This is a genomic window from Rheinheimera sp. (genome assembly GCF_965283995.1).
Classification (GTDB): Bacteria; Pseudomonadota; Gammaproteobacteria; order Enterobacterales; family Alteromonadaceae; genus Pararheinheimera.
The window spans coordinates 3358440-3381286 of record NZ_CBDIQG010000001.1 but is presented as its reverse complement, the minus strand read 5'-3'; the positions used below and the strand labels follow the sequence as shown (position 1 = coordinate 3381286).

At 53.3% G+C, this 22847-nt stretch carries 24 protein-coding genes; 8 read left to right on the top strand and 16 right to left on the bottom strand.

Translation table 11 applies throughout. The features are described from left to right. The first annotated feature begins 3 nt into the window (after window positions 1-3). The 3 genes from ACQ66Q_RS15130 to ACQ66Q_RS15120 are packed head-to-tail and all read left to right on the top strand — an operon-like array spanning window position 4 to window position 2679. Window positions 4-1920 carry an ATP-binding cassette domain-containing protein gene (locus ACQ66Q_RS15130; protein WP_430457569.1) on the top strand — a complete coding sequence of 639 codons (1917 nt, stop codon included), beginning with the start codon at window positions 4-6 and terminating at the stop codon, window positions 1918-1920. Beyond that, entirely contained in the window at window positions 1907-2473 is a 567-nt protein-coding gene (locus ACQ66Q_RS15125) for a DUF2390 domain-containing protein (protein WP_430457568.1), read from the top strand. Before ACQ66Q_RS15130 ends, ACQ66Q_RS15125 begins: the two co-directional genes overlap by 14 nt. A gap of 53 nt (window positions 2474-2526) precedes the next feature. Continuing rightward, window positions 2527-2679 (top strand): DUF3149 domain-containing protein, encoded by a 153-nt coding sequence (locus tag ACQ66Q_RS15120; RefSeq protein WP_430457567.1) that lies wholly within the window; start codon window positions 2527-2529, stop codon window positions 2677-2679. Between the two features lie 137 nt (window positions 2680-2816). On the opposite strand, the gene ACQ66Q_RS15115 is transcribed toward ACQ66Q_RS15120, so the two are convergent. Both ACQ66Q_RS15115 and ACQ66Q_RS15110 read right to left on the bottom strand, forming a co-directional pair. Beyond that, window positions 2817-4397 (bottom strand): GMC family oxidoreductase N-terminal domain-containing protein, encoded by a 1581-nt coding sequence (locus tag ACQ66Q_RS15115; protein ID WP_430457566.1) that lies wholly within the window; start codon window positions 4395-4397, stop codon window positions 2817-2819. After that, complete coding sequence (locus tag ACQ66Q_RS15110; protein ID WP_430457565.1) at window positions 4390-4899, bottom strand: hypothetical protein; 510 nt, start codon at window positions 4897-4899, stop codon at window positions 4390-4392. The genes ACQ66Q_RS15115 and ACQ66Q_RS15110 overlap by 8 nt, the downstream gene beginning before the upstream one ends. Window positions 4900-4949: 50 nt before the next feature. Between ACQ66Q_RS15110 and ACQ66Q_RS15105 the strand changes: the two genes are divergently transcribed. From ACQ66Q_RS15105 to ACQ66Q_RS15095, 3 genes are all read left to right on the top strand, one after another. Next, window positions 4950-5954 (top strand): hydrolase, encoded by a 1005-nt coding sequence (locus tag ACQ66Q_RS15105; protein ID WP_430457564.1) that lies wholly within the window; start codon window positions 4950-4952, stop codon window positions 5952-5954. Continuing rightward, entirely contained in the window at window positions 5954-6199 is a 246-nt protein-coding gene (locus ACQ66Q_RS15100; RefSeq protein ID WP_430457563.1) for a YheU family protein, read from the top strand. The genes ACQ66Q_RS15105 and ACQ66Q_RS15100 overlap by 1 nt, the downstream gene beginning before the upstream one ends. Window positions 6200-6278: 79 nt before the next feature. Further along, window positions 6279-8570 carry a putative bifunctional diguanylate cyclase/phosphodiesterase gene (locus tag ACQ66Q_RS15095; RefSeq protein WP_430457562.1) on the top strand — a complete coding sequence of 764 codons (2292 nt, stop codon included), beginning with the start codon at window positions 6279-6281 and terminating at the stop codon, window positions 8568-8570. Here the strand turns inward: ACQ66Q_RS15095 and cysQ are convergent. Together cysQ and nudE are read right to left on the bottom strand one after the other, a co-directional pair. Then, window positions 8530-9360, bottom strand: coding sequence for a 3'(2'),5'-bisphosphate nucleotidase CysQ (gene cysQ, locus ACQ66Q_RS15090; protein WP_430457561.1), 831 nt, complete (start codon window positions 9358-9360; stop codon window positions 8530-8532). The genes ACQ66Q_RS15095 and cysQ overlap by 41 nt on opposite strands. Further along, window positions 9347-9925, bottom strand: a complete 579-nt coding sequence (nudE, locus tag ACQ66Q_RS15085; RefSeq protein WP_430457560.1) for an ADP compounds hydrolase NudE — start codon at window positions 9923-9925, stop codon at window positions 9347-9349. Before nudE ends, cysQ begins: the two co-directional genes overlap by 14 nt. Window positions 9926-9983: 58 nt before the next feature. Here nudE and yrfG point away from each other — a divergent pair, with 58 nt between their 5' ends. Next, the gene (gene yrfG / locus ACQ66Q_RS15080; RefSeq protein WP_430457559.1) at window positions 9984-10676 is read left to right on the top strand and encodes a GMP/IMP nucleotidase; all 693 of its coding nucleotides are present in this window, start codon (window positions 9984-9986) and stop codon (window positions 10674-10676) included. A gap of 63 nt (window positions 10677-10739) precedes the next feature. Here yrfG and ACQ66Q_RS15075 read toward each other — a convergent pair whose 3' ends face one another. The 12 genes from ACQ66Q_RS15075 to gspC form a co-directional block, all read right to left on the bottom strand. After that, on the bottom strand, window positions 10740-11501 hold the full coding sequence (locus ACQ66Q_RS15075; RefSeq protein WP_430457558.1) for a type II secretion system protein N: 762 nt from the start codon (window positions 11499-11501) through the stop codon (window positions 10740-10742). Window positions 11502-11573: 72 nt separating this feature from the next. Next, the gene (gspM, locus tag ACQ66Q_RS15070; protein WP_430457557.1) at window positions 11574-12035 is read right to left on the bottom strand and encodes a type II secretion system protein GspM; all 462 of its coding nucleotides are present in this window, start codon (window positions 12033-12035) and stop codon (window positions 11574-11576) included. Continuing rightward, window positions 12032-13225, bottom strand: coding sequence for a type II secretion system protein GspL (gene gspL, locus ACQ66Q_RS15065; protein ID WP_430457556.1), 1194 nt, complete (start codon window positions 13223-13225; stop codon window positions 12032-12034). The genes gspM and gspL overlap by 4 nt, the downstream gene beginning before the upstream one ends. Beyond that, window positions 13222-14325: a type II secretion system minor pseudopilin GspK gene (gene gspK, locus ACQ66Q_RS15060; protein ID WP_430457555.1), complete on the bottom strand. Its 1104-nt coding sequence runs from the start codon at window positions 14323-14325 to the stop codon at window positions 13222-13224. Before gspK ends, gspL begins: the two co-directional genes overlap by 4 nt. Further along, window positions 14322-14939 carry a type II secretion system minor pseudopilin GspJ gene (gene gspJ / locus ACQ66Q_RS15055; RefSeq protein WP_430457554.1) on the bottom strand — a complete coding sequence of 206 codons (618 nt, stop codon included), beginning with the start codon at window positions 14937-14939 and terminating at the stop codon, window positions 14322-14324. The genes gspK and gspJ overlap by 4 nt, the downstream gene beginning before the upstream one ends. Further along, window positions 14929-15303, bottom strand: a complete 375-nt coding sequence (gene gspI / locus ACQ66Q_RS15050; RefSeq protein ID WP_430457553.1) for a type II secretion system minor pseudopilin GspI — start codon at window positions 15301-15303, stop codon at window positions 14929-14931. Before gspI ends, gspJ begins: the two co-directional genes overlap by 11 nt. Beyond that, window positions 15287-15997 carry a prepilin-type N-terminal cleavage/methylation domain-containing protein gene (locus ACQ66Q_RS15045; RefSeq protein ID WP_430457552.1) on the bottom strand — a complete coding sequence of 237 codons (711 nt, stop codon included), beginning with the start codon at window positions 15995-15997 and terminating at the stop codon, window positions 15287-15289. Before ACQ66Q_RS15045 ends, gspI begins: the two co-directional genes overlap by 17 nt. Then, window positions 15997-16434, bottom strand: coding sequence for a type II secretion system major pseudopilin GspG (gene gspG / locus ACQ66Q_RS15040; protein ID WP_430457551.1), 438 nt, complete (start codon window positions 16432-16434; stop codon window positions 15997-15999). The genes ACQ66Q_RS15045 and gspG overlap by 1 nt, the downstream gene beginning before the upstream one ends. Before the next feature lie 4 nt (window positions 16435-16438). Further along, a complete protein-coding gene (gspF, locus tag ACQ66Q_RS15035) occupies window positions 16439-17662 on the bottom strand; it encodes a type II secretion system inner membrane protein GspF (RefSeq protein ID WP_377248748.1) in 1224 nt (407 codons plus the stop codon). Then, window positions 17662-19164 carry a type II secretion system ATPase GspE gene (gene gspE, locus ACQ66Q_RS15030; protein WP_430457550.1) on the bottom strand — a complete coding sequence of 501 codons (1503 nt, stop codon included), beginning with the start codon at window positions 19162-19164 and terminating at the stop codon, window positions 17662-17664. The genes gspF and gspE overlap by 1 nt, the downstream gene beginning before the upstream one ends. Further along, a complete protein-coding gene (gspD, locus tag ACQ66Q_RS15025; protein ID WP_430457549.1) occupies window positions 19165-21273 on the bottom strand; it encodes a type II secretion system secretin GspD in 2109 nt (702 codons plus the stop codon). Between the two features lie 24 nt (window positions 21274-21297). Then, entirely contained in the window at window positions 21298-22233 is a 936-nt protein-coding gene (gspC, locus tag ACQ66Q_RS15020) for a type II secretion system protein GspC (RefSeq protein ID WP_430457548.1), read from the bottom strand. A gap of 196 nt (window positions 22234-22429) precedes the next feature. On the opposite strand from gspC, the gene hslR reads away from it, so the two are divergent. Beyond that, entirely contained in the window at window positions 22430-22843 is a 414-nt protein-coding gene (gene hslR, locus ACQ66Q_RS15015) for a ribosome-associated heat shock protein Hsp15 (protein WP_430457547.1), read from the top strand. Window positions 22844-22847 lie beyond the last annotated feature (4 nt).

Sequence of the window (22847 nt, the reverse complement as noted above, 5' to 3'; positions counted from 1 at the left end):
TTTATGATCCAACTTCAGAACATCGAATTGCGCCGTGGCGCGCAGGCATTATTACTTGACGCCGATCTTACCGTATTTCCGGGGCAAAAGGTCGGCATTATCGGCGCCAACGGCTGTGGCAAATCATCATTGTTCGCGATGTTACAAGGCAAACTGCAGCCCGATGCCGGCAGCGCCAGCATCCCGGCCAGCTGGACTATCGCGACAGTGGCGCAGGAAACTCCGGCACTTGACATCAGCGCGATGGATTATGTACTGCAAGGCGATGAACTGCTGTTTCCGCTGTTACTGATGGTCCGCCATGCTGCCGCCGACACCGATTTAGTCGCAGTGCATCATCAGATAGAAACGCTGGACGGTTATCGTGCAGAAGCAAAAGCAGGTACGTTACTGGACGGTCTTGGGTTCAGTGGTGAGATGCAACAACATAGTGTGAAGTCATTTTCCGGTGGTTGGCGGATGCGGCTCAATCTGGCGCGGGCTTTGATGCAACGCGCCGAATTATTGTTATTGGATGAACCAACCAACCACCTCGATTTAGATGCCGTGTTGTGGCTGGAAAAGTACCTGAGTAATTTTGACGGCACTTTATTGCTGATTAGCCATGACCGCGATTTCCTTGATGCGGTGATCAACAACACTGTCCACATCGACAATCAAAAACTGAATCTGTACCGCGGTAACTACAGTCAGTTTGAACGCCAGCGTGCTGAGCAAATGGCGCAGCAGCAGTCGATGTTTGAAAAACAACAACGGCAGGTTGCACACCTGCAGTCTTATATTGACCGTTTCCGCGCCCAGGCTACCAAAGCGAAGCAGGCGCAAAGCCGGATCAAAGCGCTGGAGCGCATGACTTTATTGGCACCGGCCCATGTCGATTCGCCATTCCAGTTCGAATTCCTGCCGCCGCGGGCGTTACCGAATCCGTTACTGAAACTGGAAAACGTCCGCGCCGGTTATGGCGAGACATCCATCCTGCAACAGATTAATTTCCAGTTATTGCCGGGCAGCCGGATTGGCTTATTGGGTCGGAACGGTGCCGGTAAATCAACGCTGATTAAGCTGCTATCCGGCGCCATGCCGCCGCAAGCGGGTGACTTATGGTACGCCAATGGCGTCAGTATCGGTTATTTCGCCCAGCATCAGCTGGAAACACTGCGGCCTCAGGATTCACCGCTGCAACACTTAGTGCGGCTGGCTCCGCAGGCAACCGAACAGAGCCTGCGCGATTTCGTTGGCGGTTTTGGTTTTCATGGTGATAAAGCCCTGGCACCGTGCGGTCCCTTTTCCGGCGGCGAAAAAGCCCGGCTGGTCCTGGCCTTGCTGGTCTATCAGCGGCCGAATCTGTTATTACTCGATGAACCGACCAACCACCTCGACCTCGACATGCGCGAAGCTATCGTAATGGCGCTGCAAGGTTTTGAAGGTGCGATTGTTGTGGTGTCGCACGACCGGCATTTACTGGCCTCGACCACTGATGAGTTTTATCTGGTGGCGCATGGCAAAGTCGCGCCTTTTACCGGCGACCTGCAAGACTATTACCAGTGGCTGCAAAACGACAGCAAACTGCAGCAGCAAAAAGCCGAGCCAGCCAATGGTGAAGCGCCGGTGGCGCAGCAGCGTAAGGACCAGAAACGGCTGGAAGCAGACCTGCGAAACCTGCTGCGGCCACTGAAACAGCAAATTGAAAAGCTGGAACAACAACAGGAAAAACTGCAGGCGCGGCTCAATACCATTGAAACCGATCTGGCCGATGTTGGCCTGTATGACGCAGCGCGTAAAGCTGAGCTGACTAAACTGTTGGCGGAACAAACCAAGCTGAATGGCGAATTAGCCGATGTGGAACTGGCCTGGTTTGAAGCACAGGAACAGCTCGAACTGAAAACCGAAAATTTTTGGCAGGCCAATGGTGTCAATTGAAAAGGTGTCAGCTGACAACAGCTCATCTGCAAAGCGGTCGGCTGAGTCCCCGTCAGAGAGCGATCACGCAGAACAGTTCTGGCAGTTCAGTCTGGCGCTGTACCCGCTGCTGCAGACTGAACTACTAGCGTTACAAGACCAATACAACTGTAATATCAATGTGTTGCTACTGACCGCCTGGCGCCATGTGTTGGCGCCGCTGCCAGTGTTGATGCAAGGGTTAAGTCCACAGCATCTGACGACACAACAAATCCGCCAGCTGCGGCGTGATTTAAGTCGTCAGCTGAAAGACAAGCCAACCGACCCATTGTTGGCGCAACTGCGGCAACAACTGCTGGCAACAGAACTAACGGCAGAACGACTGGAACAGCGTGCCTTGGTGCAGTGCTGTGCGGATCAAGCTCACTGCACTGTGCTTGCCACCACAGTCCGTCAGCAGTATCTGGATAGCCATCAAGTGCCTGCGCCTATCCAACAGCAACTGGCTTTTGATCTGGATCAAGCACTGTTGCAACTGGGGCTATTACAGCCTTTTGACCCCGCCAAAGCTTGATCTGCATCAGGGTTTGACGGCCTTACGCTGACTAGACTGTCTTCATCAAGTCAATGGAGGCAAACATCATGAACCTGTGGCACGAATTTATGAATGACCCTGTCATTTTCATTTCTTTTACTGGTCTGGCAATTGTGTTGGGACTTTGTACATTTTACGCTGTGTATTTTATGTACAAAATCAGTCATGCCGGCCCGAACGATTAATCTGCGCTACGCTGTAGCGCGGTAAATTCTATCCTGCTGTGTTCTCTCGTCACTTGTACGACTGCGCAACGTTCCCGTCAGGTCCGACGCGCCTTTTGGCCCGAACTCTTTGCCAATGTTGCTGTCGGTATGAGCATTCACACCGACAGTTTTTTTATCAGCTCCATACTAATCCGCCAGCTCAACGCGTAAATCGTTAATTGTGGATTGGCGCCCAAACTGCTTGGCAAAATCGAGCCATCACAAATAGTCAGATTCTTCAGTTGCTGATGCTGGCCGAAGCTGTCGACCACCCCTGTTGCCGGATCCGCACTCATATTACAGCCGCCCATCACATGGGCTGAGGCTAAAGTTGCGCGATAACGCTGCAATGGAAGTTCCGCGATCGCGGCTTTCGCTTGCGGCCAACTCTGATACAAACGCGCGTCGTTATGGATCGGCAGGACAGCACTGGCTCCGGCAGCAAACTGCAATTCAGCCATCGCCAGATAAGCCCGGCGTACGCCATCCCACAGATAGTCGGTCAATGGATAATCCAGTTGGGGTTCACCAAAACTGTCGAGTTGTACTGCCCCACCCTGCGCCTCCGGATGAAAACCATCACGCAGCAAGGCAATCACCACTTGCAGGTGATTAAACTGCCGCATCAGGTCTGCATGCGATTCCGCAATCCCGGTCAGTTTGCTCGCCATCAACACTGGATGTAAGGGCGGAACTTCCAGTTTAAAACCAATCTGTGCCTCGGTTGGCCAGACAAATTGGTCGGAATATATTGATTGAGGCGCGCCTTTCTCCCCATGCACCGCTTCGCCAAACAAGGCACCAGAGATTACGCTTGGGTGCAGATAAGTATGTTTCCCCAGCCTGCCGGATGGATTTGGCACTTTTGAGCGCAATAACAGCGCCGGACTGTTAATTGCACCGCCGGCTAGCAGGTAATGCCGCGCCCGGATGCGAATTTTAAGCCGTGGGTCGGTCTGAAACTGCGCATCAACCGGCACTGCCCACAATTCCTGCACCTGATCACCGCGCCAGACTAATTCACGCGCCGACACCCGGCTGATTAACGTGGCGCCGGCATCCAGCGCCATCGGGATCGTCGTCACTAACATCGATTGTTTGGCGTTCAGTGGACAACCCATGCCGCAATAACCGGTATTGGCGCAGCCTTTGACATTGCGGTGGATCACGGTGTAATCCCAACCCAGGGTTTGGCAACCCCGTTGTAAGATGCCGTTGTTGTGATTCGGAGTCAGTGCCCATTCGCGGATGTTCAGTCGGCCTGTGGCAAGATCTAAAAACGGCTCCAGACTGCCAGTGCTGGCAAAATCCAGCCCAAACTCCTGTTCCCAGTATTTTAACGTGTTGCCAGGAGTGCGGATCGATGTGGTCCAGTTCACCGTGGTGGAGCCACCGACCGTACGGCCCTGCAAAATCGAAATGGCCTGGTCCAAAGTTTTACGGCCGGCGCCATCCTGATATAACTGCGGATAGGCCCAGCGTTCTTGTTGGCGAAAATCACTGCTGGAATACAAAGCACCATGCTCCAGCATTAATACTTTAAAACCAGCCTGCGTCAGCAGCTCCGCCGCAATACCACCACCAGCGCCAGTGCCGATAATGACCACGTCAGTGTCGAATTCCTGATCAGTACGCAGCGTGCTGGCATCAATATGTGACCAGCCACGGGCAAGTCCTGCAGCAATGGGATCATTCATAGGGGTTAAACTCCAGCGGCTGATATTGTAACGCCGGCCAATGCTGTGGCTGACCATAATAGGCGCCTAACAATAATTCGCGCAGACCATGATAGGCCTGCTGCAAAGTAGCGAGATAACTGTCCCGCCAGCTGGTCAGTATTTGCAACCGGCTGCTGATCGGCAGTTCATTCAGACTCAGCCAGTGCCCGGTCAGCGCCAGTTGACCAAGTCGCTCCTGCAGCACTAAAAACAGTTGCTGCAGTTGTTGTTGCTGGCTTCTGGGAAGGTAGGGCAGGAACTGCAATACCGCGTCGCGACTGCGGCGCAAAGCAGCTTGCTGCTCTGCTGCATCAGCTGGCAAAGCGCCTTGCAACAACACCGGCAACAGAGCATCCAGCACCAGCGTTGCGGCATCATTGCGGCTGGCCTCTGTGCTTTGCAGCACCGGATATAAAGTCAGTCCCAGACTCAGGCTGACACCCGCACCAAGGCCAAGCATGATAAACTGTCGTCTTTGCATTATTCTGGTCCGAACAGTTAAAAAACCATTGTTGTAGCAGGAGTTAAAAATTGCAAGCCGGAACTGCGCATCAGCCGCTCCCCCCGTTTAAACCAGCCTTAGGCCTGCGTAACGCGCACCTGCAAACTATTCTGGCTAAATATCTGGCGCCGCGTCGTGCGCTCAATACACGGGTAGAGATCCTGCAATTGCCGGATCGGGACGAACTGCAGCTGAACTGGAGTCTGAATGCCGAAGACTGCAGCAAACCTTTAGTCATCTTGTTACACGGGCTGGAGGGCAATATCAGCAGCCACTATATCCGTGGCATGTTTCATAGCTTGCAGCAACAAGGCTATGGCGTGGTCCTGATGCATTTTCGCGGTTGTAATGGGGTAGCGAATAAGTTACCACGCGCCTATCACTCCGGTGACACCGCCGACTTTGCGCTGTTTTTGCAACAATGCCGCCAACGCTATCCAGCACGTCGTTTTATGGCCATCGGCTTTTCGCTTGGCGGCAATGTCCTGGTGAAATACTGTGGCGAAAGCGGCAGCCAAAATCTATTGAGTGCCGCCGTGGCAGTGTGCGCGCCGCTGGCTTTAGCACCCAGCAGTGACCGCATCAATCAGGGCTTCAGCAAAGTCTATCAGCGTTATCTGCTCGGCCGGCTCAAAGGTACGATGCAACGTAAACTGGTGGCGCATGCTGATTTTCCGCTACCGATCAGTGCGGCTGACATCCGTAACATTCGCAGTATCCGCCAGTTTGATAACTGCTTAACGGCCCCATTGCATGGTTTTCGCGATGCCGAACATTATTACCAAAGCTGCAGCGGGTTAAATTTCCTGCCTGCGGTGCAATGTCCGTTATTGTTGATCCACGCCCAGGACGACCCATTTCTGGCCGCAGCAGTGATCCCGCAGCATTTACCGCCGCAGGTACAGTTACATCTGAGCCGCCATGGCGGTCATGTCGGATTTCTCTCTGGTACGCCCTGGCGACCCGAATATTGGCTGGAACAAGTGATCCCGCAGTGGTTCGGCACGAAGCATTCTCAACAGGAACAGATCTGATGCTCATCCCGTGGCAGCAATTAAACAGCGAAACCTTACATCGTCTGATCGAAAGCTATGTACTGCGTGAAGGCACCGATTATGGTGATGAAGAAGTGTCATTAGCCGACAAAGCCAATGCTGTGTTACAACAAATTCAGCAGGGCCAGGTGCTGATCCTGTATTCAGAACTGCATGAATCGGTAGATTTGTTAACCCGGCAGCAATATCAGCATTTATTGCAAAATGATCCGGCAACAGATTAGCAATCTGTTGCTGATAGCTGGCTAACTTTGGTATTGTGCCTGTTCAGGATACAATATTCATCTGGCAAGGATTTAAGTTGTGCTGCGCGCCTTGCGTCATTACCTCAAACTGACTCCCGCTGATTTAGCCACGGCCAGCCCGGATAACTGGCAGCTTAGTGTATTCCGCATCATGGTGCTGTCTGGCTTATTGCTGGTGCTGGTAATTTGTCTGCATAGCTCGTGGCAAGCCTGGCAACTTGGGGCTTACCATATCATCGCTATCACTTCAGGCTTTTATCTGGCGTTGCTGTTGTTGTTACGCCGCTCCAAACCGGCGCTTGGCTTCAGTGCCGTTGGTTTTCTGCTGCTGGTGGTCTGCGCCGGCCTTGCCATTGTGTTGCTGAATCCTGATTTCGAAATGGCAAAACTTGGCATTGTGTTTTTATACGCGCTGCCGACCATTGCCCTGATGTTTTTTCCGTTGCGGGTCATGGTTGGGCTGATGCTGCTGAATTTTATCCCGTTTGCGTTTTTGTTATATAACCAGCCATTACCCGCATTGTTCGATTTCTCGATTTCCCTGCCGTCGACCCATGCTTACTTGCATGGCTTAATATTCCTGTTTTTTAATCTGTGCCTGCCGCTGGCGTCGGCGCGCATTATCCGTACGATCCAGCGTCATAGCAGTGAGTTGCAGCAAACCCACAAGCAGCTGTCACAAAGTCATGATTTTTATGCCGAACTGTTTGAAAACAACGGCGAAGCAACTGTGTTGTGTGCCAGCAATGGCCGGATCATCAAAGCCAATACCAAAGCTTGTCTGTGGCTGGGTATTGAAGCGGATAACCATGGCTATTTGAGCCAGGTGCTGATCCCGGAACAGGACACCCCAGGCAGCGCCTTCTGGCTGGCGCAGGATTTACCTTGTATCGCCCGCAATCAGCCGGGCCGGCATTTACAGCTGAAACATATGGTACGCACGCGTCAGCATCATCATGTTTTGCAGCTGCAGGATGTCACCGCCATGCATCAGCTGAAACTACAACTTGATCAGCAGCACCAGAATGTCTGGCACCTGTATGACCGGCTGACCTGTTTACCCAAAGCCAGTTTTTTCCGCAAGCAGGCCGATGAGCGGCTGAGTAAAGCACAACCGTGGCCATTTCAGCTTTGTGTGATTATCCGGCTCTGTCATATCAAAACGCTGAATCAACAGTTTGGCTATGAATTTGGCAGCCAGGTATTGCAACAATTCGCCAGTCAATGCCGGCAATCGCTGCGGCCTGATGCCTTACTCGGACGTTTGCGTGGCGTCAAGTTTGGCCTGTTGTTACCGGTCCAGCCAGAGCCACTAAGCCCGGCGCAACAAGCAGAAGCCATGTACCAGCAACTGCCGGAAACCTTGATGATTGGCAGTCAGCAAGTCCAACTGCGTTATCAGCTGGGGTTTTGCCTCAGTGAAGGCACTGCCGATGCAGCGACTTTATTGGAACAGTGCGAGATTGCGCTGGAACAGGCCGACAACAACGTACCTATCGTGCAGTTTGCGCCGGAGCAAGCCGCAGAGCTGCAACAAACCTATGCGCTGGCCAATGCCTTACAGGATGCGATCCGTCAGCGCCAGTTGCAGTTGTTTTTACAACCCAAAGTGAATGGTGAGGGACAGATCAAAGCCTTTGAAGCTTTGTGCCGCTGGCAACATCAGGGGCAGTGGATAGCGCCGGATCTGTTTATTGAACTGGCGTTACAACATGGCTGTATCAAAGCGCTGAGTCAGCTGGTGCTGGAGATGACTATCGACATTCTGGCGCAATGGCAGCAACAACGCTGGTTTTATCCGATCGCTATTAACCTGGCCGGCCCGGAATTACTCGACGATAGCTTTTTTGCCCATTTGCTGGCGCAAAGTGCGTTTTATCCGTGGCTGACTAAGCGGCTGCAGCTGGAGATCACCGAAACGCATTTCGCAACACAACAAGCCGCACTGCACACAAGGCTGCGCGCGTTAAGCCAATATGGCTTCAGTATCGCCATTGACGATTTTGGTACCGGTCACGCGTCGCTGAGCCAATTAGTCGATATGCCAGCGGATACGCTGAAAATCGACCGGCGTTTTATCGCCGCGATCCCGCATCACCGTCAGCAAGTAAAAGTGTTACATACCACGTTACAGCTGGCGCGGGCGCTGAATCTGACGACCGTGGCGGAAGGGGTGGAAACCGATATCCAGCGCAAATTTCTCGCTAAACTGGGCTTTCCATTGATGCAGGGTTATTTGTTTGGCCGGCCAGCGCCAGCCAGTCACTGGCATGAGCAACTGGAACGCCAGCAACCAACACTACACGAAGTCAGTCGGTTATCTGCCGTGGAGTCGGATGTGGCTGGATAAGGTCGCGCCAGGCTACGCTGGACTGCCCTATCACCATAAAATCCGGATTGGCCAAGGTTTCACGTTGATTGTAACTGAGCGGGAAAAACTGGCTGTCGAGAATACGGCCACCGGCCTCTTCCACAATGATATGCACTGCGCCGGTGTCCCATTCGCCGGTCGGACCGAGCCGCATGTAACAATCGGCCCCGCCTTCAGCAACCAGACAACTTTTCAGTGAGCAACTACCGAGCGCGATAAATTCAGCTTGTTGCATCGGTGCCAACAAGGCACTGATCAGATGCTGCGGTTGGCGACGGCTGACCGCAATTCGCAGCGGATCACCCTGTTGATGTTGCCGGACCTGAATATGATTGATCAGATTGCGTTGTTGTTTAAAAGCGCCACGACCGCGGGTGGCGTAATACCAGATTTGTTCTTTTGGCCAGTAAATCACGCCAAGTGCAGGCCAGCCATGTTCAACCAGCGCAATGCTGACGGCGAAATCGCCGCTGCGGGCGACAAATTCCTGAGTACCGTCCATCGGATCAATCAGCCAATAACGCGGCCAGTGTTGACGCTGCGTCAGCGGCACCAAATGACTTTCTTCCGAGATCACCGGAATATCCGGCGTCAGCTCGGTCAGTTGTTCAATAATAATCTGATTGGCGGCGTGATCGGCCGATGTCACCGGACTGCTGTCGGCTTTAATTTCGGTCTGCACATCGCCACTGAGATACATTTGCCAGAGACGTTCTCCGGCTTGTTGTGCCGTGGCTTTGACCGGTTCGAGCAGTTTACTTAAAAACATCAGGGTGGCTGTCCAGATATTTGCGGGCCAGGAATAAGGCGGCCACGCTGCGCGCTTCAGTAAAATCCGCTTGTGCCAGCAGCTCGTCCAGCTGATCCCAGCGCCATAGCACCAGTTCCAGAGGTTCAGGCTCGTCACCTTCCAGCCGTTCGGCATAAAGGCCGGTGGCCAGCACAATCTGCATTGTAGCATTAAAATATCCGGGGGCGAGCGCCACAGCTCGCAGCTCCTGCAGCAGGGTGGCGCCAAAACCGGCTTCTTCTTTTAATTCACGATCGGCCGCCTGTAATGCGGTTTCGCCCGGGTCAATCAGCCCTTTGGGGAACCCAAGCTGATAGTCGTGGGTGCCGGCGCAATACTCGCGGATCAGATAAAAATGTTGTGGGTCCGGGCAAGCCACCACCATCACAGCGCCGCGACCTGAGCCACGCATCCGTTCAAATAAACGTTCTTCACCGTTACTGAATTGCAGCTGCACCTGCTCAATTTTAAACAGGCGACTTTGTGCCACGATGTCCTGCGCCAGAATGCGCGGTTTTTGCCTGGATTGCGGTTTTTCCGCCATAGCTTTGCCTCTGCTACAATGGCACTTCACTTTGCCTGCACTACTATAAATCGGAAAGATGGAAAAACCTATGCTGGATTGGTCGTCGATCGACACTGTTTTACTGGATATGGACGGCACTCTGCTCGACCTGCATTTTGATAACCATTTTTGGCTGGAGCATTTGCCAAAACGCTGGAGTGAATTGACCGGTATTGCCGAAACCGAGGCGCGCGCCACGCTCAGAGCTGAATATGCTGTGTTACACGGGAAAATTGAATGGTATTGCCTCGACTACTGGACACGCCGGCTGAATTTACCGATCACCGCGCTCAAACGCGAGATCAGCGACAAAATCGCCATGCGCGCAGATACACCACCGTTTTTGCAGGCACTGCAGCAAAGTGGTCGCCGCATTGTGCTGGTAACGAACGCTCACCCCGACAGTCTGTCACTGAAAGTCGAACTGACGCCATTGGCGACTTATATTGATGAGCTGATCTCAACACATGAATTTGGCGTGACCAAAGAACAACAGGAGTTATGGCAACAGCTGCAGGCCAGACTCGGCTTTGACGCCAAACGCACCTTGTTTGTCGACGACAGCTTGCCGATTTTACATGCCGCACAGCAATTTGGTATCGGTCATCTGTTGGCCGTGGCCAACCCGGACAGCCAGCAGCCGGTGCGGCACATCGATGAGTTCCCGGCGATTATTGATTATCGTGATCTAGTGGCAGATATACTGGCATCGCCCGTCACAGCACGTTAAAGCGTTGCCACAGAAACAACAAAGCCAGCATAAGCTGGCTTTGTTTTGCTGTGTTAAGGCGCATTACTGCGTACGGATCTGACCACCGAACTGGATGGTGTAACGCCCTTCGGCATCCGGCTGCGACACAAATCGCATCGCGTCATGCACTTCTTTTGGTAAAGACGCATCTGGTTTTAACGTGCCGGCTAACTGATACCGGCCCGCCATCACGTCGGCGGTTACAGCGAGAGCCAGCGGATTGTCCGGGGCTGTCACCAGCCGCAGGTTGCCTTGTTCACAGCTGAGTGTTGCATCGATTTGACGCAGATCCAACCAGCCAATCGGCGATTTAAACCGTGCCTGTTGCCAGCTGGCTGCACCATTTAAACTGGCACAATAAGGCTCACCTTTGGCAAACTCTTTGATATTCAGAACGATAGCGCCACTGGCGTCGACCGGCATTGGCAACTGCAGATTTTGCATAATGCCGCCAATCGGCCAGCGCACTGTGGCTTGTTGCAACGCATAACTGGCTGGATTGATACTGCCCTGTAACTGCAGATACGGCTGGCTGTCGTCTTTGACATCACCGGCCGACAGCTGCACGCCTAATTGTCCACGCCACAGGCTGGCCGGATCAAGCTGCCAACGCACGTTGGTCAGGTAAACCGGCGGCCGCGAAACGGCGTCAATCTGACCTTGCCACAGGCTGCCCTGAACTTTGCCGATTTGCACTTCAGGTGGCAGCGGCGCCAGTTTTAACCAGACCGACGCCGGCGTCAGCACCGCCATAAACAACAAATAGGCCAGCGCGCCGATGACAATAAACCACAACTTCTTCATCAAATGTACTCTTATCCCGTGCTGGTTTTGTCACAAACCGATTGATACCAAGACTTGTGATCTCAGATCCATTTATTCCAGTACCAGCCGGCGCACCCGCACGACACCCGGTACATCCGTATCTGTCACTTCGAGCTGCACCAGCTGCACACCATGCTCACCCTGCAACAGCTGCAACCAGCGCAGCAGTTGTTCAAAGGCGACATCTTCCAGCATCAGGTCGAGTTGCTCGTCTTTCGGCTGCATCCGGCTGACGTTGATCTGAAATTGCCGGCTGGTCTGCGAAACTTTGTCATTCAGACTGCCACCAGCACCAGTGGCAGGAGCCGCTGCCAGTTGTGGTAACTTGCCTTTGAGCCAGACTAGCTGTTCGGATGCCGTCGTTGCGGCCAGTTGCTGACTTTCACGCGTCTGATGCAAAGGCGCCCAGATCAGCGCATAAAATAGACCGATGCCACCAACGACCCCAAGCATACTGACCAGTTGCTGTTCGCGCCGTTGCAGGCTGCTCCACCATAATAAAACTGCTTTCATGATTTACTCCGCAGCGTCAGTGTGCCCTGCACTTTGCCTTCGATCTGGCTTAATGCGCCCTGATCCACTTGAAAACCTTGCTGTTGCAGTTGCGCTTTTAACGCTTCAAAGCGCTGAAAACTGGCGGCGGTCGCCAGTAACTTTAACTCAGCTTTTTTACTTTCATATTTCAGGCTGTTCAGCAGGACTGGTTCAGTGCCGCCGAGCGCTGGCGCGACACTTCCTAACAAGACCGTCAAGCTGTGCTGACCTTGCGCCCCACTGGCTGCCAGTTTACGTTCGACCTGACGTTTCAGGTTGACCACGCGTTCAGTCGGGAACTGTTGCTTATACAAAGCGCTGGCCTCTGTGCGGGCCTGGTCCGCCTGACGACTAAATTGCCAGGCCTCAACGCCAACCACCGTCAGATAAAGTACCGCACAGGCCGCTGCCAGACTGCCACTGAGCCGCCACTGTGCCCAATGTTTGTTGCTGGCTTTTTTCGGTGCATAAGCACCTTGCAGCAAATTAAACGACACCACATCAAGTTGTTGCGCCAGCAAAGCCAGTGGCAATTCAGCCGGAGCCAGCTGATGTGGCTGTGCCGCGCAGTGTTCAGGCCAGGGGCTGTAGCTCAGTACTTCTGGCAGTGCTGCCAGCTGCAAATAATCCGGCCACCAGCTGTCATCAATACAACTCAGCTGCCATTCGCCCTGACGTAACAACCATTGTGAACCCAGCTGCAGCGCTACCGGCTGTTCCAGCACAGGCAACAACAATGCATCAGGTAATAACCGGCGCGGTGTAAAACCAGCCTGCTGTAACAGGCTCAGCCATTGCTCCAGCAAACCACGCCGGACTACCGCGACTTGTTGCAGATATTGACTGTCCCGTTGCACGGTCTGTGCCGGTAATACCAGCAGTTGCTCAATATCTTCAGCCTGCTCTTCTTCGAGCATATACGGCAGCGCCTGCAAAATTTGCCGGGTTGGCTTGCCAGGCAGCGCCACTTCTTTCAGGACCACATCACAGGCAGGCAACAATGCAGTTAAAGGCCGGTCCACACCAATGCGTTCCGCCAACCCTGTCAGCTCAGTGGCATCCGCCAGTTCACCGGACGCAATGACTTCGGCTGCGGCTGCCGACCAAATCAGCCACCACAGTGGTTGTTGTGGCGTGCTGCCAAGTCTGATGATTAATTGTTCACTCACCCAGGGCCTCCAAAGCGCCGCGCGACCACCTGCACCTGATCATCTTCAAGTTTCAGCAGGCTGGTCAAACTAAAATTACTGTCGGCAGTATCAATACTAATCTCTGCCTGAAAATACTCAGATTTTACCGAAAACAACGTTTTCACTTCCGCACTGGGTGTTTGCGTGAATACCGAACTGTTGCTGCTGAAAAAGTCATCAACACTGTCGTAACCCTTTTCCGGTCTGTTGCTAATCAGCGATTTTGCATCGTCTTCGGTCAGCCCCGGAATTAACGCAGCCAGCACCGGCGCTTGTTGTTCTGTCATCGTATTCACGTTCATCTGCAAGGTTCCGACTTGCGGGATCACACAAACCAACGGTGCTACCAAAGCATAGTCGGCCGGTGTCATATCCAGAATCACCCGCAGTTCTGACTTGCTGACCATCAGACTGTTCGCACTGTAATACGGCAACTCCAGCGCGGCATAATCGTTTTCTTCGGCGCCACCGGCACTTTGTAGTGTGCTGTCAGCATCCAGCCAGTCTGCGACCCGCGCCACCAGATAATCTGGCGGCATCGACAGTTCCACCGCGTTTTGCTCCAGCAGTCTTAAGAAGGCCTGTTGCGCCGGCGATTGCTGATTCGGGTTTCGGTTAGTATTCCCCTCAGCCTTTTTTTCCGCGTCATTTTGCGCACCAGCACCACGACCGTTATTGTTATCTGGATTTTGGTCGCTATTTGGATCTGTGCCACCGCCCGGAGTATTGCCCGTCACAGGTCGCAGCGAATTTAAGTTAAAACAAGCCTGCAGATCGGTGACAGTGCCGCTGATCGTCGCCTGTTCGACCGGGAACACTGCGCCTTGCGTCGCCCACTCCTGACTAAGGTTGACCGTATCTTTGCCTGCCGCCGATTTCTTCAGCAGCCGCTGGATAAATTGTTCGGCACCCAATGCCAGCCAAATCGCTTGCTGGCGCTGCTGTAAATTAATCTGCCGTTGTAGCTCCAGCTGCAAGCGGCCACTCATACTGACGGCGATCAGCACGACAAATGCCACCACCATCATTACAGCGATCAACGCCACGCCGCGCTGTGACCGGCGATTCAGCGACTTCATCTGGCCTCCCGCAGCGGCAAACTGAAGACGCGTTCAATAGTGCCAAACTGTGGCGATTTGAAGGTCATTTTCACTGCCAGTGGCCAGTTCGCCTGGTCCCAGAATTCTTTCCATTGTTCCTGACCATCTTCTTTGATCAGATAGCGGAATTTCAGCTCATCGATGTCGTCGAGTAACGGCTGTACATTGGGCTCAGTGCCCGTCACCGCATCCGGGTACAAATAATACAGCCGTTGCAGCTGCCGCTCTTTTAAACGATAACCAACCAGCTGTACTTCGCTGCGCGCCAGCACCATGCCCGGATTGGTCCAGCCGGCATGACTAAAGGTGATGCCATCGTCGTCGCTTTCAATCCAGTTCACCGCGCCGGCCAGCGTTTGTGCCACCGGCGCTTCCCCATTGACCCGGATCTGCCGCGCGCTGATTTGCCAGAAATCACGATCTAACAACATCATCGCGCGCTGCAGCTGCTGTAGCCGCAATGTGCCGGCACGCGACGCTTCGTCACTGCGGGTAACACTGTCGAGCACCGCGACAGAGGCCAGGCCGACCAGAGCAAAAATCGCCACAGCCAGCAGCATCTCAATAAAAGTAAAACCGCGATTATTGTTCACGTTGCCGTCCGACAAAGGTCTGCAGCGTTGACACTACGCGCTCCGGCTCTTCCAGCGGCCGCACCGTGACTTTTAACATGCGAAATTCAGCATCGTCGGTTTCGACCACTTCCAACACCCATTTCCAGCGGTTTTTGGCCATTTCTGCTTCGCCGTCCCGCGCTTGCGGTGGCCAGCGCGTCTCCAACCTTGCCAGTTGCAATTGATTTTCTGCGACGTAACCGGCCATCGTCATCTCTTCGATCATGCCCATGGCGCGGATATGTTCCGTCGTCGCACGCATCACGGCAACGCCGGCGATGGCAAATACCGCCATCGCGATCATCAGTTCAATCAGCGTGAAGCCATTAACGCGTTTGTTCAATCTGCCCCCGCTCCAGTGGAATACTGAATACCGCTTTGAGACTTTGGCTCAGTGCTGGCCGTTCAGTGTTTTCAATCAGCTCCAGTAAAAAGGGGCTGATTTCACCACTGGATAAAATAAATACTGTCGGATAGCGCGGGTCTTTTTTCTGCGGCGGCGTGGTCAGAATGCCGGTTTGACGTTTTTTCGGCCTTTTCACTTTGCCGTCGGCCCGCTCTTTGTCAGCTTCGACCTGCTGTTTTTGTTCTTCCGCCAGCTGTTTTTCCACTTCCAGCTCATCAAAGCTGTTGGCTTCGGACAAGCCATCATCTTCCGGCTCAAACTCGGCACGGCTCAGCAGATTCTGCTCGGCCCATTCCAAGCCTTCCAACTCGATTTTGGCACTGAATCCGGGTTTAAACTCATATGGCGCCAGTGCTTTAGGCTCACGGATAGTGCGCCATTTATCCTGCTCAAACAGCATAAACCGATAGCCTTTATCATCGATAAACAACCCAAGCTCGACGTTTTTCAACATCGCCAGCTCAGCCGCCAGCTGGATACGGGCCTGTAGTTTTTCGGTCTCTTTGCCAAGCGTTTGTGACCGGCTTTCGCCGCTGAAGGAATACACCACTGTGGCCGCCAGTAATCCAATTAACAGGATCACCAGCAACACTTCAATCAGGGTAAATCCTCCGGCGCGGCGTATCTTCATTAGTTTTGCGGCTCTTGGCCACCATCCAGATTCCAGTTACCGATGTCATCTTCAGTGCCAGCGGCGCGATCCGGGCCGGCCGAGAAAATATCGATTTTGCCCATTTCACCCGGGCTGGCCAGTTGATACTCACCATTCCACGGATCTTTCGGCAGACGTTTGATATAACCACCTTCCGGGTACTGCCGTGGCATTGGCTCAGACGTCGGCTGCGTGGTTAACGCTTGTAAGCCTTGTTCTGTGGTCGGATAAAAGCCGTTTTGCATCTTGTATAAATCCAGCGCATTCTCCAGTTGCTGAATATCGACCACGACCTTCTGTTTGTCGGCCTGCTCTTTATTCCCCATCAGGTTGGGCACGACCATACTGGCAATAATGCCCAGAATAACGATAACCACCATGACTTCTAACAGGGTAAAACCACGTGAACGTTGCATTGTATTAACCTCCTCCTACTAAATTGTTCAGGGCCAGGATTGGCTGCAAAATCGCCATCACAATAAACAGCACCATGCCCGCCATCACCGCGACCAGCGCCGGCTCAAACACTTTGAGCGAGACAGTGACCAGGGTTTCAAATTCTTTATCCTGACTATTGGCCGCACGCTCCAGCATGCCGTCCAGCTGTCCGCTTTTTTCGCCGCTGGCAATCATGTGCAACATCATCGGCGGGAATAATTTGGTTTGATCCAACGCAGCGCGCAATGATGTGCCTTCGCGCACCCGGCCGGTCGCTTCAGCGATCATTTGTTTCATATAGCTGTTGTCCAGCACATCCGCGCTGATCCGCATCGCCTCTAACAATGGCACTGCGCTGGCATTCAGAATACTGAGGGTGCGGGCAAACCGGGCGGTATTCAGGCCACGGGCGACCTTGCCAATCAAGCCCATCCGCAAGATGCCGCGATCATATTTCAGTTTCAGCGCCGGTTTGCGTAACGCGCGTTTCAACGCGGTCACCGCCAGCATGATCAACACCACGAGGTAGAGGCCATAACTGCGGATAAATTCACTGGCGGCAATCAAAAACAATGTGGAACCCGGTAACGACTGGCCCATATGGTCGAATTGCTCAACGATTTTCGGCACCACTAATGCCAGCAGGATGCTGATCACGGCGACGGCGAAAAAGGTCAGGATGGCCGGATACAACATCGCCTGCATCAGCTGACTGCGCATATGCTGACGTTGTTCGGTGTAATCAGCCAACCGGTTTAATACTGCGTCCAGATGACCCGACTTTTCGCCGGCAGCTACCATTGAACAGAATAAATGGTCAAACACGTACGGAAATTCACTTAAACCTTCGGCCAGGCTGTAGCCTTCCACTACTTTGGAACGTACGCCCATCATCATGTTGCGCAGCCGCGGTTTTTCGCATTGTTCCGCCACCGCCAGCAAGGCGTTTTCAATCGGCAATGCCGCTTCCACCAGCGTGGCAATTTGCCGGGTGATCAGCGCCAGATCTGACGCACTGATGCCGCTTTGCAGCCAGTTACGGCCGCTGGCAATGATTTTTTCCTGCTGCGACGCCAATTCAATACTGACCGGCGTCAGCTTACGCTCACGCAGCAATTGGCGGGCATGCCGGGCGTTATCCGCTTCCAGCACACCTTTGTTTGATTTGCCACGCGCATCCAGCGCCTGATATTCAAAAGCCGCCACTATGCATCCTCACGCGTGACACGCAGTACTTCTTCCAGCGTGGTAATGCCGGCCAGCACTTTGGAAAAACCGTCCTGACGGATACTGGGGCTCTGGCTGCGGATATATTTTTCAATCGCCTGCTCGCCTTTGCCGTTGTGGATCAGCTCACGGCAATGTTCGTCGACGACGATCAGCTCATGAATACCGGTCCGGCCGCGATAGCCGGTCTGGTTGCACTGGTCACAGCCTATGGCGCGGAAAATCGGCGCGGCGTCGGTTTTTTTCACGCCCAGCAGTGCGCGTTCTTCTTTATCCGGTTCGTGGCTTTGTTTGCAGTGCGGGCATAAAGTCCGCACCAGTCGTTGTGCCAGCACGCCGAGTAAACTGCTCGATAACAGGAAAGGCTCGATACCCATATCTTCCAGCCGGGTGATAGCACCGGACGCGGTGTTGGTGTGCAGCGTCGACAATACCAGGTGACCGGTTAAGCTGGCCTGGACCGCAATTTGTGCGGTTTCCAGATCGCGGATTTCACCGACCATCACCACATCCGGGTCTTGCCGTAAGATCGCGCGCAGGCCGCGGGCAAAAGTCATGCTGACTTTGGTGTTGACCTGCGTTTGGCCTATGCCTTCCAGTTCATATTCAATCGGATCTTCCACCGTCAGAATATTGCGATCTTTGGTGTTGATATCCGTCAGGCCAGCGTACAAGGTGGTGGATTTACCGGAACCGGTCGGCCCGGTCACCAAAATGATGCCGTGTGGTTTTAAAATCAGCTCGGCAAATGCTTGTTGCACCGACAATGTCATGCCCAAATCGGCAAGATTCAGGTGCGAATTGTTTTTGTCGAGTAACCGCAGCACCACGCGTTCGCCATGGCTCGACGGCATCGTCGACACCCGCACGTCCACAGCGCGGCCAGCAATGCGCAGACTAATCCGGCCATCCTGCGGCACGCGTTTTTCCGCGATGTCGAGTTTCGCCATAACCTTAATCCGCGACACCAGCAGGCTCGACAACTTGCGGTTTGGCCGCAGCATTTCGCGCAGCACACCGTCGATGCGAAACCGCACTACTAAGGCTTTTTCAAAAGTCTCGACGTGAATATCGGAAGCGCCGAGTTTAATGGCTTCACCGAGCATCGCATTGATCAGCTTAATGATCGGCGCGTCGTCTTCGTTTTCCAGTAAGTCTTCAGTTTCCGGAATTTCGTCAGCCAGAGATGCGAGATTCACCTCATTGCCGATGTCTTCCATAATTTGCTGCGCTTCACTGGAATCACGCTGATAAGCGGCTTCCAGCATGGCTTCAAACTCCACCGCACTCATCCGCTGAATAACAAATGGCTGATTCAGCAAACGACGGATCTCGAGCAGTGCCGCTGGTTGTGTGTCCGGGGAGATCAGCAACTGCCACTGACCGGCAGTGCCGGCCTGCAGCAAGACTTTGTGTCGTTTCGCAAAACCAAACGGCAGCCGGACACGGGGGTTGCCTTCCGGCAGGTCGACCGCGGCCATTTATTGGTTGCCCTCTGGCTGATCACCCTTCGGCGGATTGGTATCGCCTTTATCCATCTGCTCCAGTCGTTGCTGAATTTCCGGTGGCAAGGTTTTGTCTTTGCCCCATACCGGCATTTCCGGAGTGTCGGTTTCTGGCATCAGCGACACGCCATTGTCTTGTTTATTTAGCTGCTGCGCACGCATGTAGTTGTACTTACGCTGGCTGACTTCATTCATCACACCACCATCGCGCATGATGGTCGGCCGGATAAACACCATCAGATTACGTTTTTTCTTGCTGCTGCTGGTGGAACGGAACAGATGGCCTAAGACCGGAATATCACCCAGTAATGGCACCTTGGATTCGCTTTGTTGCACGTCTTCGTCAATCAGACCACCCAGCACTACCGTGGCGCCATCGTCAGCCATCACTGTGGTTTTAATTTCACGTTTCGCGATAATCAGGTCACCGTCAATAGTCCCGGCGCGGCTGGAGACTTCCTGCTCGATAGTCAGGCGCACTGCAGTGCCTTCATTAATTTGCGGTGTGACTTTCAGTTTGATACCAATCTCTTTGCGATCTTTGGTGGTAAAAGGACTGTTGCCGTTTTGGCCTGGGCTGGTCGTCGTTTCAACCGGTACTTCTTCACCGACGATAAAAAACGATTCCTGGTTATCCAGCGTGGTGATATGCGGCGTGGCCAGAATATTGGAGTCAGTGTCGGCTTTGACGGCCTGAATAATCGCGCCCCAATCGTCTTTGACAACACCGAGCATCGCACCACTAACCTGGCCTAATACTGTACCCAAAGCCGTGTAATCACCCGGAGTATCAGCGTCTTGCACTGTCGTACTTGGCACACCAGGAATAGTAGACTGCACCACGCGTGGCTGCGGCGTCACTTTGCGGGCTGACGCCGCTGCTGCCGCCACTGAAGACACTGGTACCACACCATTATTAAACTGGGTGATCCCGCCTTCGGCCGAAATCAGCTGCACTCCCAGGTTAATGCCGGCGGTTTCACCGACTTCAACAATAATGGCTTCGACCAGTACCTGCGCGCGGCGGATGTCCACCTGCCGGATCACATCTTCGAGGTTGCGCAACATATCCGGCTGCGCCGTGACAATCACCGAGTTACTTTCGGTATGCGCTTCAATACTGACTTCACGGTTGCTGCCGCGCGAGCTACCGCCACCTTGCGCCGCTTGTTGGGTCTGGGCAGAATTGGCCGCCGCCACCATCGAGTTCGACACGCCCTGCAGCACTTTGACTAAATCTTCCGCCTTGGCGTATTTCAGGTAATAGACCCGGGTATTGCCTTGGCTTTCCTGTTCGGCATCGAGGCGTTTGACAATTTCTGACACGCGCTGACGCGCCTGTAATTCGCCGGAGACAATCACACTGTTGGTGCGCTCATCGGCGACAATTTTCGGGATCAGGAATTCAGGCTGGTCGCCTTGCCCTTGCTTTTTATAGATATTATCTAAAATGCGCACCACTTCCGCGGCAGAAGCAAAGCTCAGCCGGATGATTTCGATATCCTGATTACCAGCCTTATCGACGCGCTGGATAATGTCCACCAGCCGGTTCACTACTTCGGCCTGACCGGTCATCATGATCACGTTTGACGGATCATAGTTCACCACATGACCACCACCGGCCTGATCAGTGAACTGACGCAGCAGCGGCGCTAGCTCGCGCACCGACACGTTTTTGACCTGCACCACGCGGGTGACCATTTCGTCGCCAACGCCACCATTGTTGTCACTGACTACCGGGATGTTCGACATTTTGGCGTCTTTTTGCCGCACGACTTTCAGCACACCGCTTTTCATCTCGACGATCGAGAAGTCATAGACTTCCAATACGTTGAGGAAAAACTGGTAATACTGCTGCTCATTGAGCATTTCGTATGACCGCACATTGATCCGGCCGCGCACTTGCGGGTCGACAATGATAGTTTTGTTCAGATTTTTGCCGACAATATTAATAAATTCAGTGATTTCAGTGCCTTTAAAATTCGGCTGATATTCGACAGCAGCACTGAAAAAGCTCAGCAAGGCCAGGGCACCGGCACCCAGTTGCAGCTTCAGAGACGGAAGGCGGAAAATAGTTGATTTCATTGGAAGTAAGCCATTCTGTACTGGTTATTGTTGTGACAGGTTTACCTGGATATCCTGGATCTGACCGTCACGTTCTACTTTAATCGAAGCCTGGCTGGCTTCACGTAATTCGTTAATCACGCCATAGGCTTGCTGCATGTCATTCAGCCGCACGCCATTAATTTCGATGGCCACGTCGTTCGGCCGCAGCCCCATACGCGCAAACAATTCTGCATCTTTACCCGGCAGCAGCGCATAACCGTACATTTGACCGTTACGATGACGCGGCGTGATGCGGACATAATCAAAGAATTTGGCGGGTTCGTTTAACATCTCGCGCCGCATGCTGGCGACGTCTTCGGCCGCCGGACTATAAGATCCTGGCGGTGGCGCAACTTCCTGCAGGCTTTCTTCGCCTACAGCACTGTTGGCTTCACTGAGTTTCTGGTATTCAACACCATCGAGCATCAGCGTTTCCATCCGGCCCGACACCTGCAGTAACACCCGATCTTCCAGTACCTGTTTCAGCACGGCCGCAGTGCCTTCAATTTGTTCGTCAATGGCATACACTTGCTCAACACCACTGTTTTCGATCACGGCCGTGCCTTGCTCAGGTTTGGTCAATGTCGCGACGACGCCGGTCAGTTTCAAACTCAGACTGGTTTGCGGTGCATCTGTGACGGTCTGGACCGCGACCGGCTCCGCTGCTTTTTCCTGATACTTACCAAATAAACTGGCATCTACGACGCGCTGTACATCCTGCGTTGAACTGGCTGGTGCCTGGGCCGCTGCAACCGGGACTGCCACTTGTGACGTGTTACCTGTCGGGATCAATAACCAGCTGACCCGTGCCGCCAGCCAGGCCAGCAGCAGCAGAAAAACACATGCAAAAATACGGTTAAGTAACACGACAGGCAGTCGTGCATAAAACTGTTGCCACTGTGCTGCCCAATCCAGGCTGGAGACTCGTTGCCAATTCATTGTAATGATTCTGTATCTATTCTGTTTTTATCTTACTCAGTTGGGTCCATCGCAACAAGATCAGCAAACAATTTACCAATAAGATACAGGTGATAAACATCTGATATCTGCCGGATCATCGTGCCAAAATACCGTCCCGCTGGAGCCAACGCTGTGTTTATGCTATGGTCGCGCGCATTGCCGGAGTAAACATCTGATGACTCAACCCACCCAAAATCAGGACAATACCACAGTTATATTACGTTTGGACAAATGGTTATGGGCCTGTCGTTTTTACAAAACCCGCAGCCTTGCTAAAGACATGATAGACGGTGGAAAAGTTCAGTATAATGGCCAGCGCTGTAAGGCCAGTAAGACCGTCGAGGTCGGTGCAACTATTCGTCTGACCCAGGGCACCGACGAACGGATCGTCGTAGTTCGCGGTCTCTGTGAGCAACGTCAGGCAGCGCCGCTGGCGCAACAGCTGTATGAAGAAACCGCCGAAAGTCTGCAACTTCGCGCTGAACGTGCGGAATTGCGCAAGTTAAATCTGTTATTTGCCCCGCATCCGGAGACTAAACCGGACAAAAAAATGCGCCGGCAATTGTTATTACTGAAGTCACAAAATTGAGGTT

What these genes read in the sequence shown, in the direction of transcription:
- ACQ66Q_RS15125 (WP_430457568.1), top strand. Translation starts at nt 1,907, where the DNA reads ATGGTGTCAATTGAAAAGGTGTCAGCTGACAACAGCTCATCTGCAAAG.
- gspE (WP_430457550.1), bottom strand. Translation starts at nt 19,164, where the DNA reads ATGGCCGCGGTCGACCTGCCGGAAGGCAACCCCCGTGTCCGGCTGCCG.
- ACQ66Q_RS15120 (WP_430457567.1), top strand. Translation starts at nt 2,527, where the DNA reads ATGGAGGCAAACATCATGAACCTGTGGCACGAATTTATGAATGACCCT.
- hslR (WP_430457547.1), top strand. Translation starts at nt 22,430, where the DNA reads ATGACTCAACCCACCCAAAATCAGGACAATACCACAGTTATATTACGT.
- ACQ66Q_RS15115 (WP_430457566.1), bottom strand. Translation starts at nt 4,397, where the DNA reads ATGAATGATCCCATTGCTGCAGGACTTGCCCGTGGCTGGTCACATATT.
- gspG (WP_430457551.1), bottom strand. Translation starts at nt 16,434, where the DNA reads ATGCAACGTTCACGTGGTTTTACCCTGTTAGAAGTCATGGTGGTTATC.
- yrfG (WP_430457559.1), top strand. Translation starts at nt 9,984, where the DNA reads ATGGAAAAACCTATGCTGGATTGGTCGTCGATCGACACTGTTTTACTG.
- gspD (WP_430457549.1), bottom strand. Translation starts at nt 21,273, where the DNA reads ATGAAATCAACTATTTTCCGCCTTCCGTCTCTGAAGCTGCAACTGGGT.
- gspK (WP_430457555.1), bottom strand. Translation starts at nt 14,325, where the DNA reads ATGAAGTCGCTGAATCGCCGGTCACAGCGCGGCGTGGCGTTGATCGCT.
- ACQ66Q_RS15075 (WP_430457558.1), bottom strand. Translation starts at nt 11,501, where the DNA reads ATGAAGAAGTTGTGGTTTATTGTCATCGGCGCGCTGGCCTATTTGTTG.
- gspM (WP_430457557.1), bottom strand. Translation starts at nt 12,035, where the DNA reads ATGAAAGCAGTTTTATTATGGTGGAGCAGCCTGCAACGGCGCGAACAG.
- ACQ66Q_RS15100 (WP_430457563.1), top strand. Translation starts at nt 5,954, where the DNA reads ATGCTCATCCCGTGGCAGCAATTAAACAGCGAAACCTTACATCGTCTG.
- nudE (WP_430457560.1), bottom strand. Translation starts at nt 9,925, where the DNA reads ATGGCGGAAAAACCGCAATCCAGGCAAAAACCGCGCATTCTGGCGCAG.
- ACQ66Q_RS15045 (WP_430457552.1), bottom strand. Translation starts at nt 15,997, where the DNA reads ATGAAGATACGCCGCGCCGGAGGATTTACCCTGATTGAAGTGTTGCTG.
- ACQ66Q_RS15130 (WP_430457569.1), top strand. Translation starts at nt 4, where the DNA reads ATGATCCAACTTCAGAACATCGAATTGCGCCGTGGCGCGCAGGCATTA.
- cysQ (WP_430457561.1), bottom strand. Translation starts at nt 9,360, where the DNA reads ATGTTTTTAAGTAAACTGCTCGAACCGGTCAAAGCCACGGCACAACAA.
- ACQ66Q_RS15110 (WP_430457565.1), bottom strand. Translation starts at nt 4,899, where the DNA reads ATGCAAAGACGACAGTTTATCATGCTTGGCCTTGGTGCGGGTGTCAGC.
- gspC (WP_430457548.1), bottom strand. Translation starts at nt 22,233, where the DNA reads ATGAATTGGCAACGAGTCTCCAGCCTGGATTGGGCAGCACAGTGGCAA.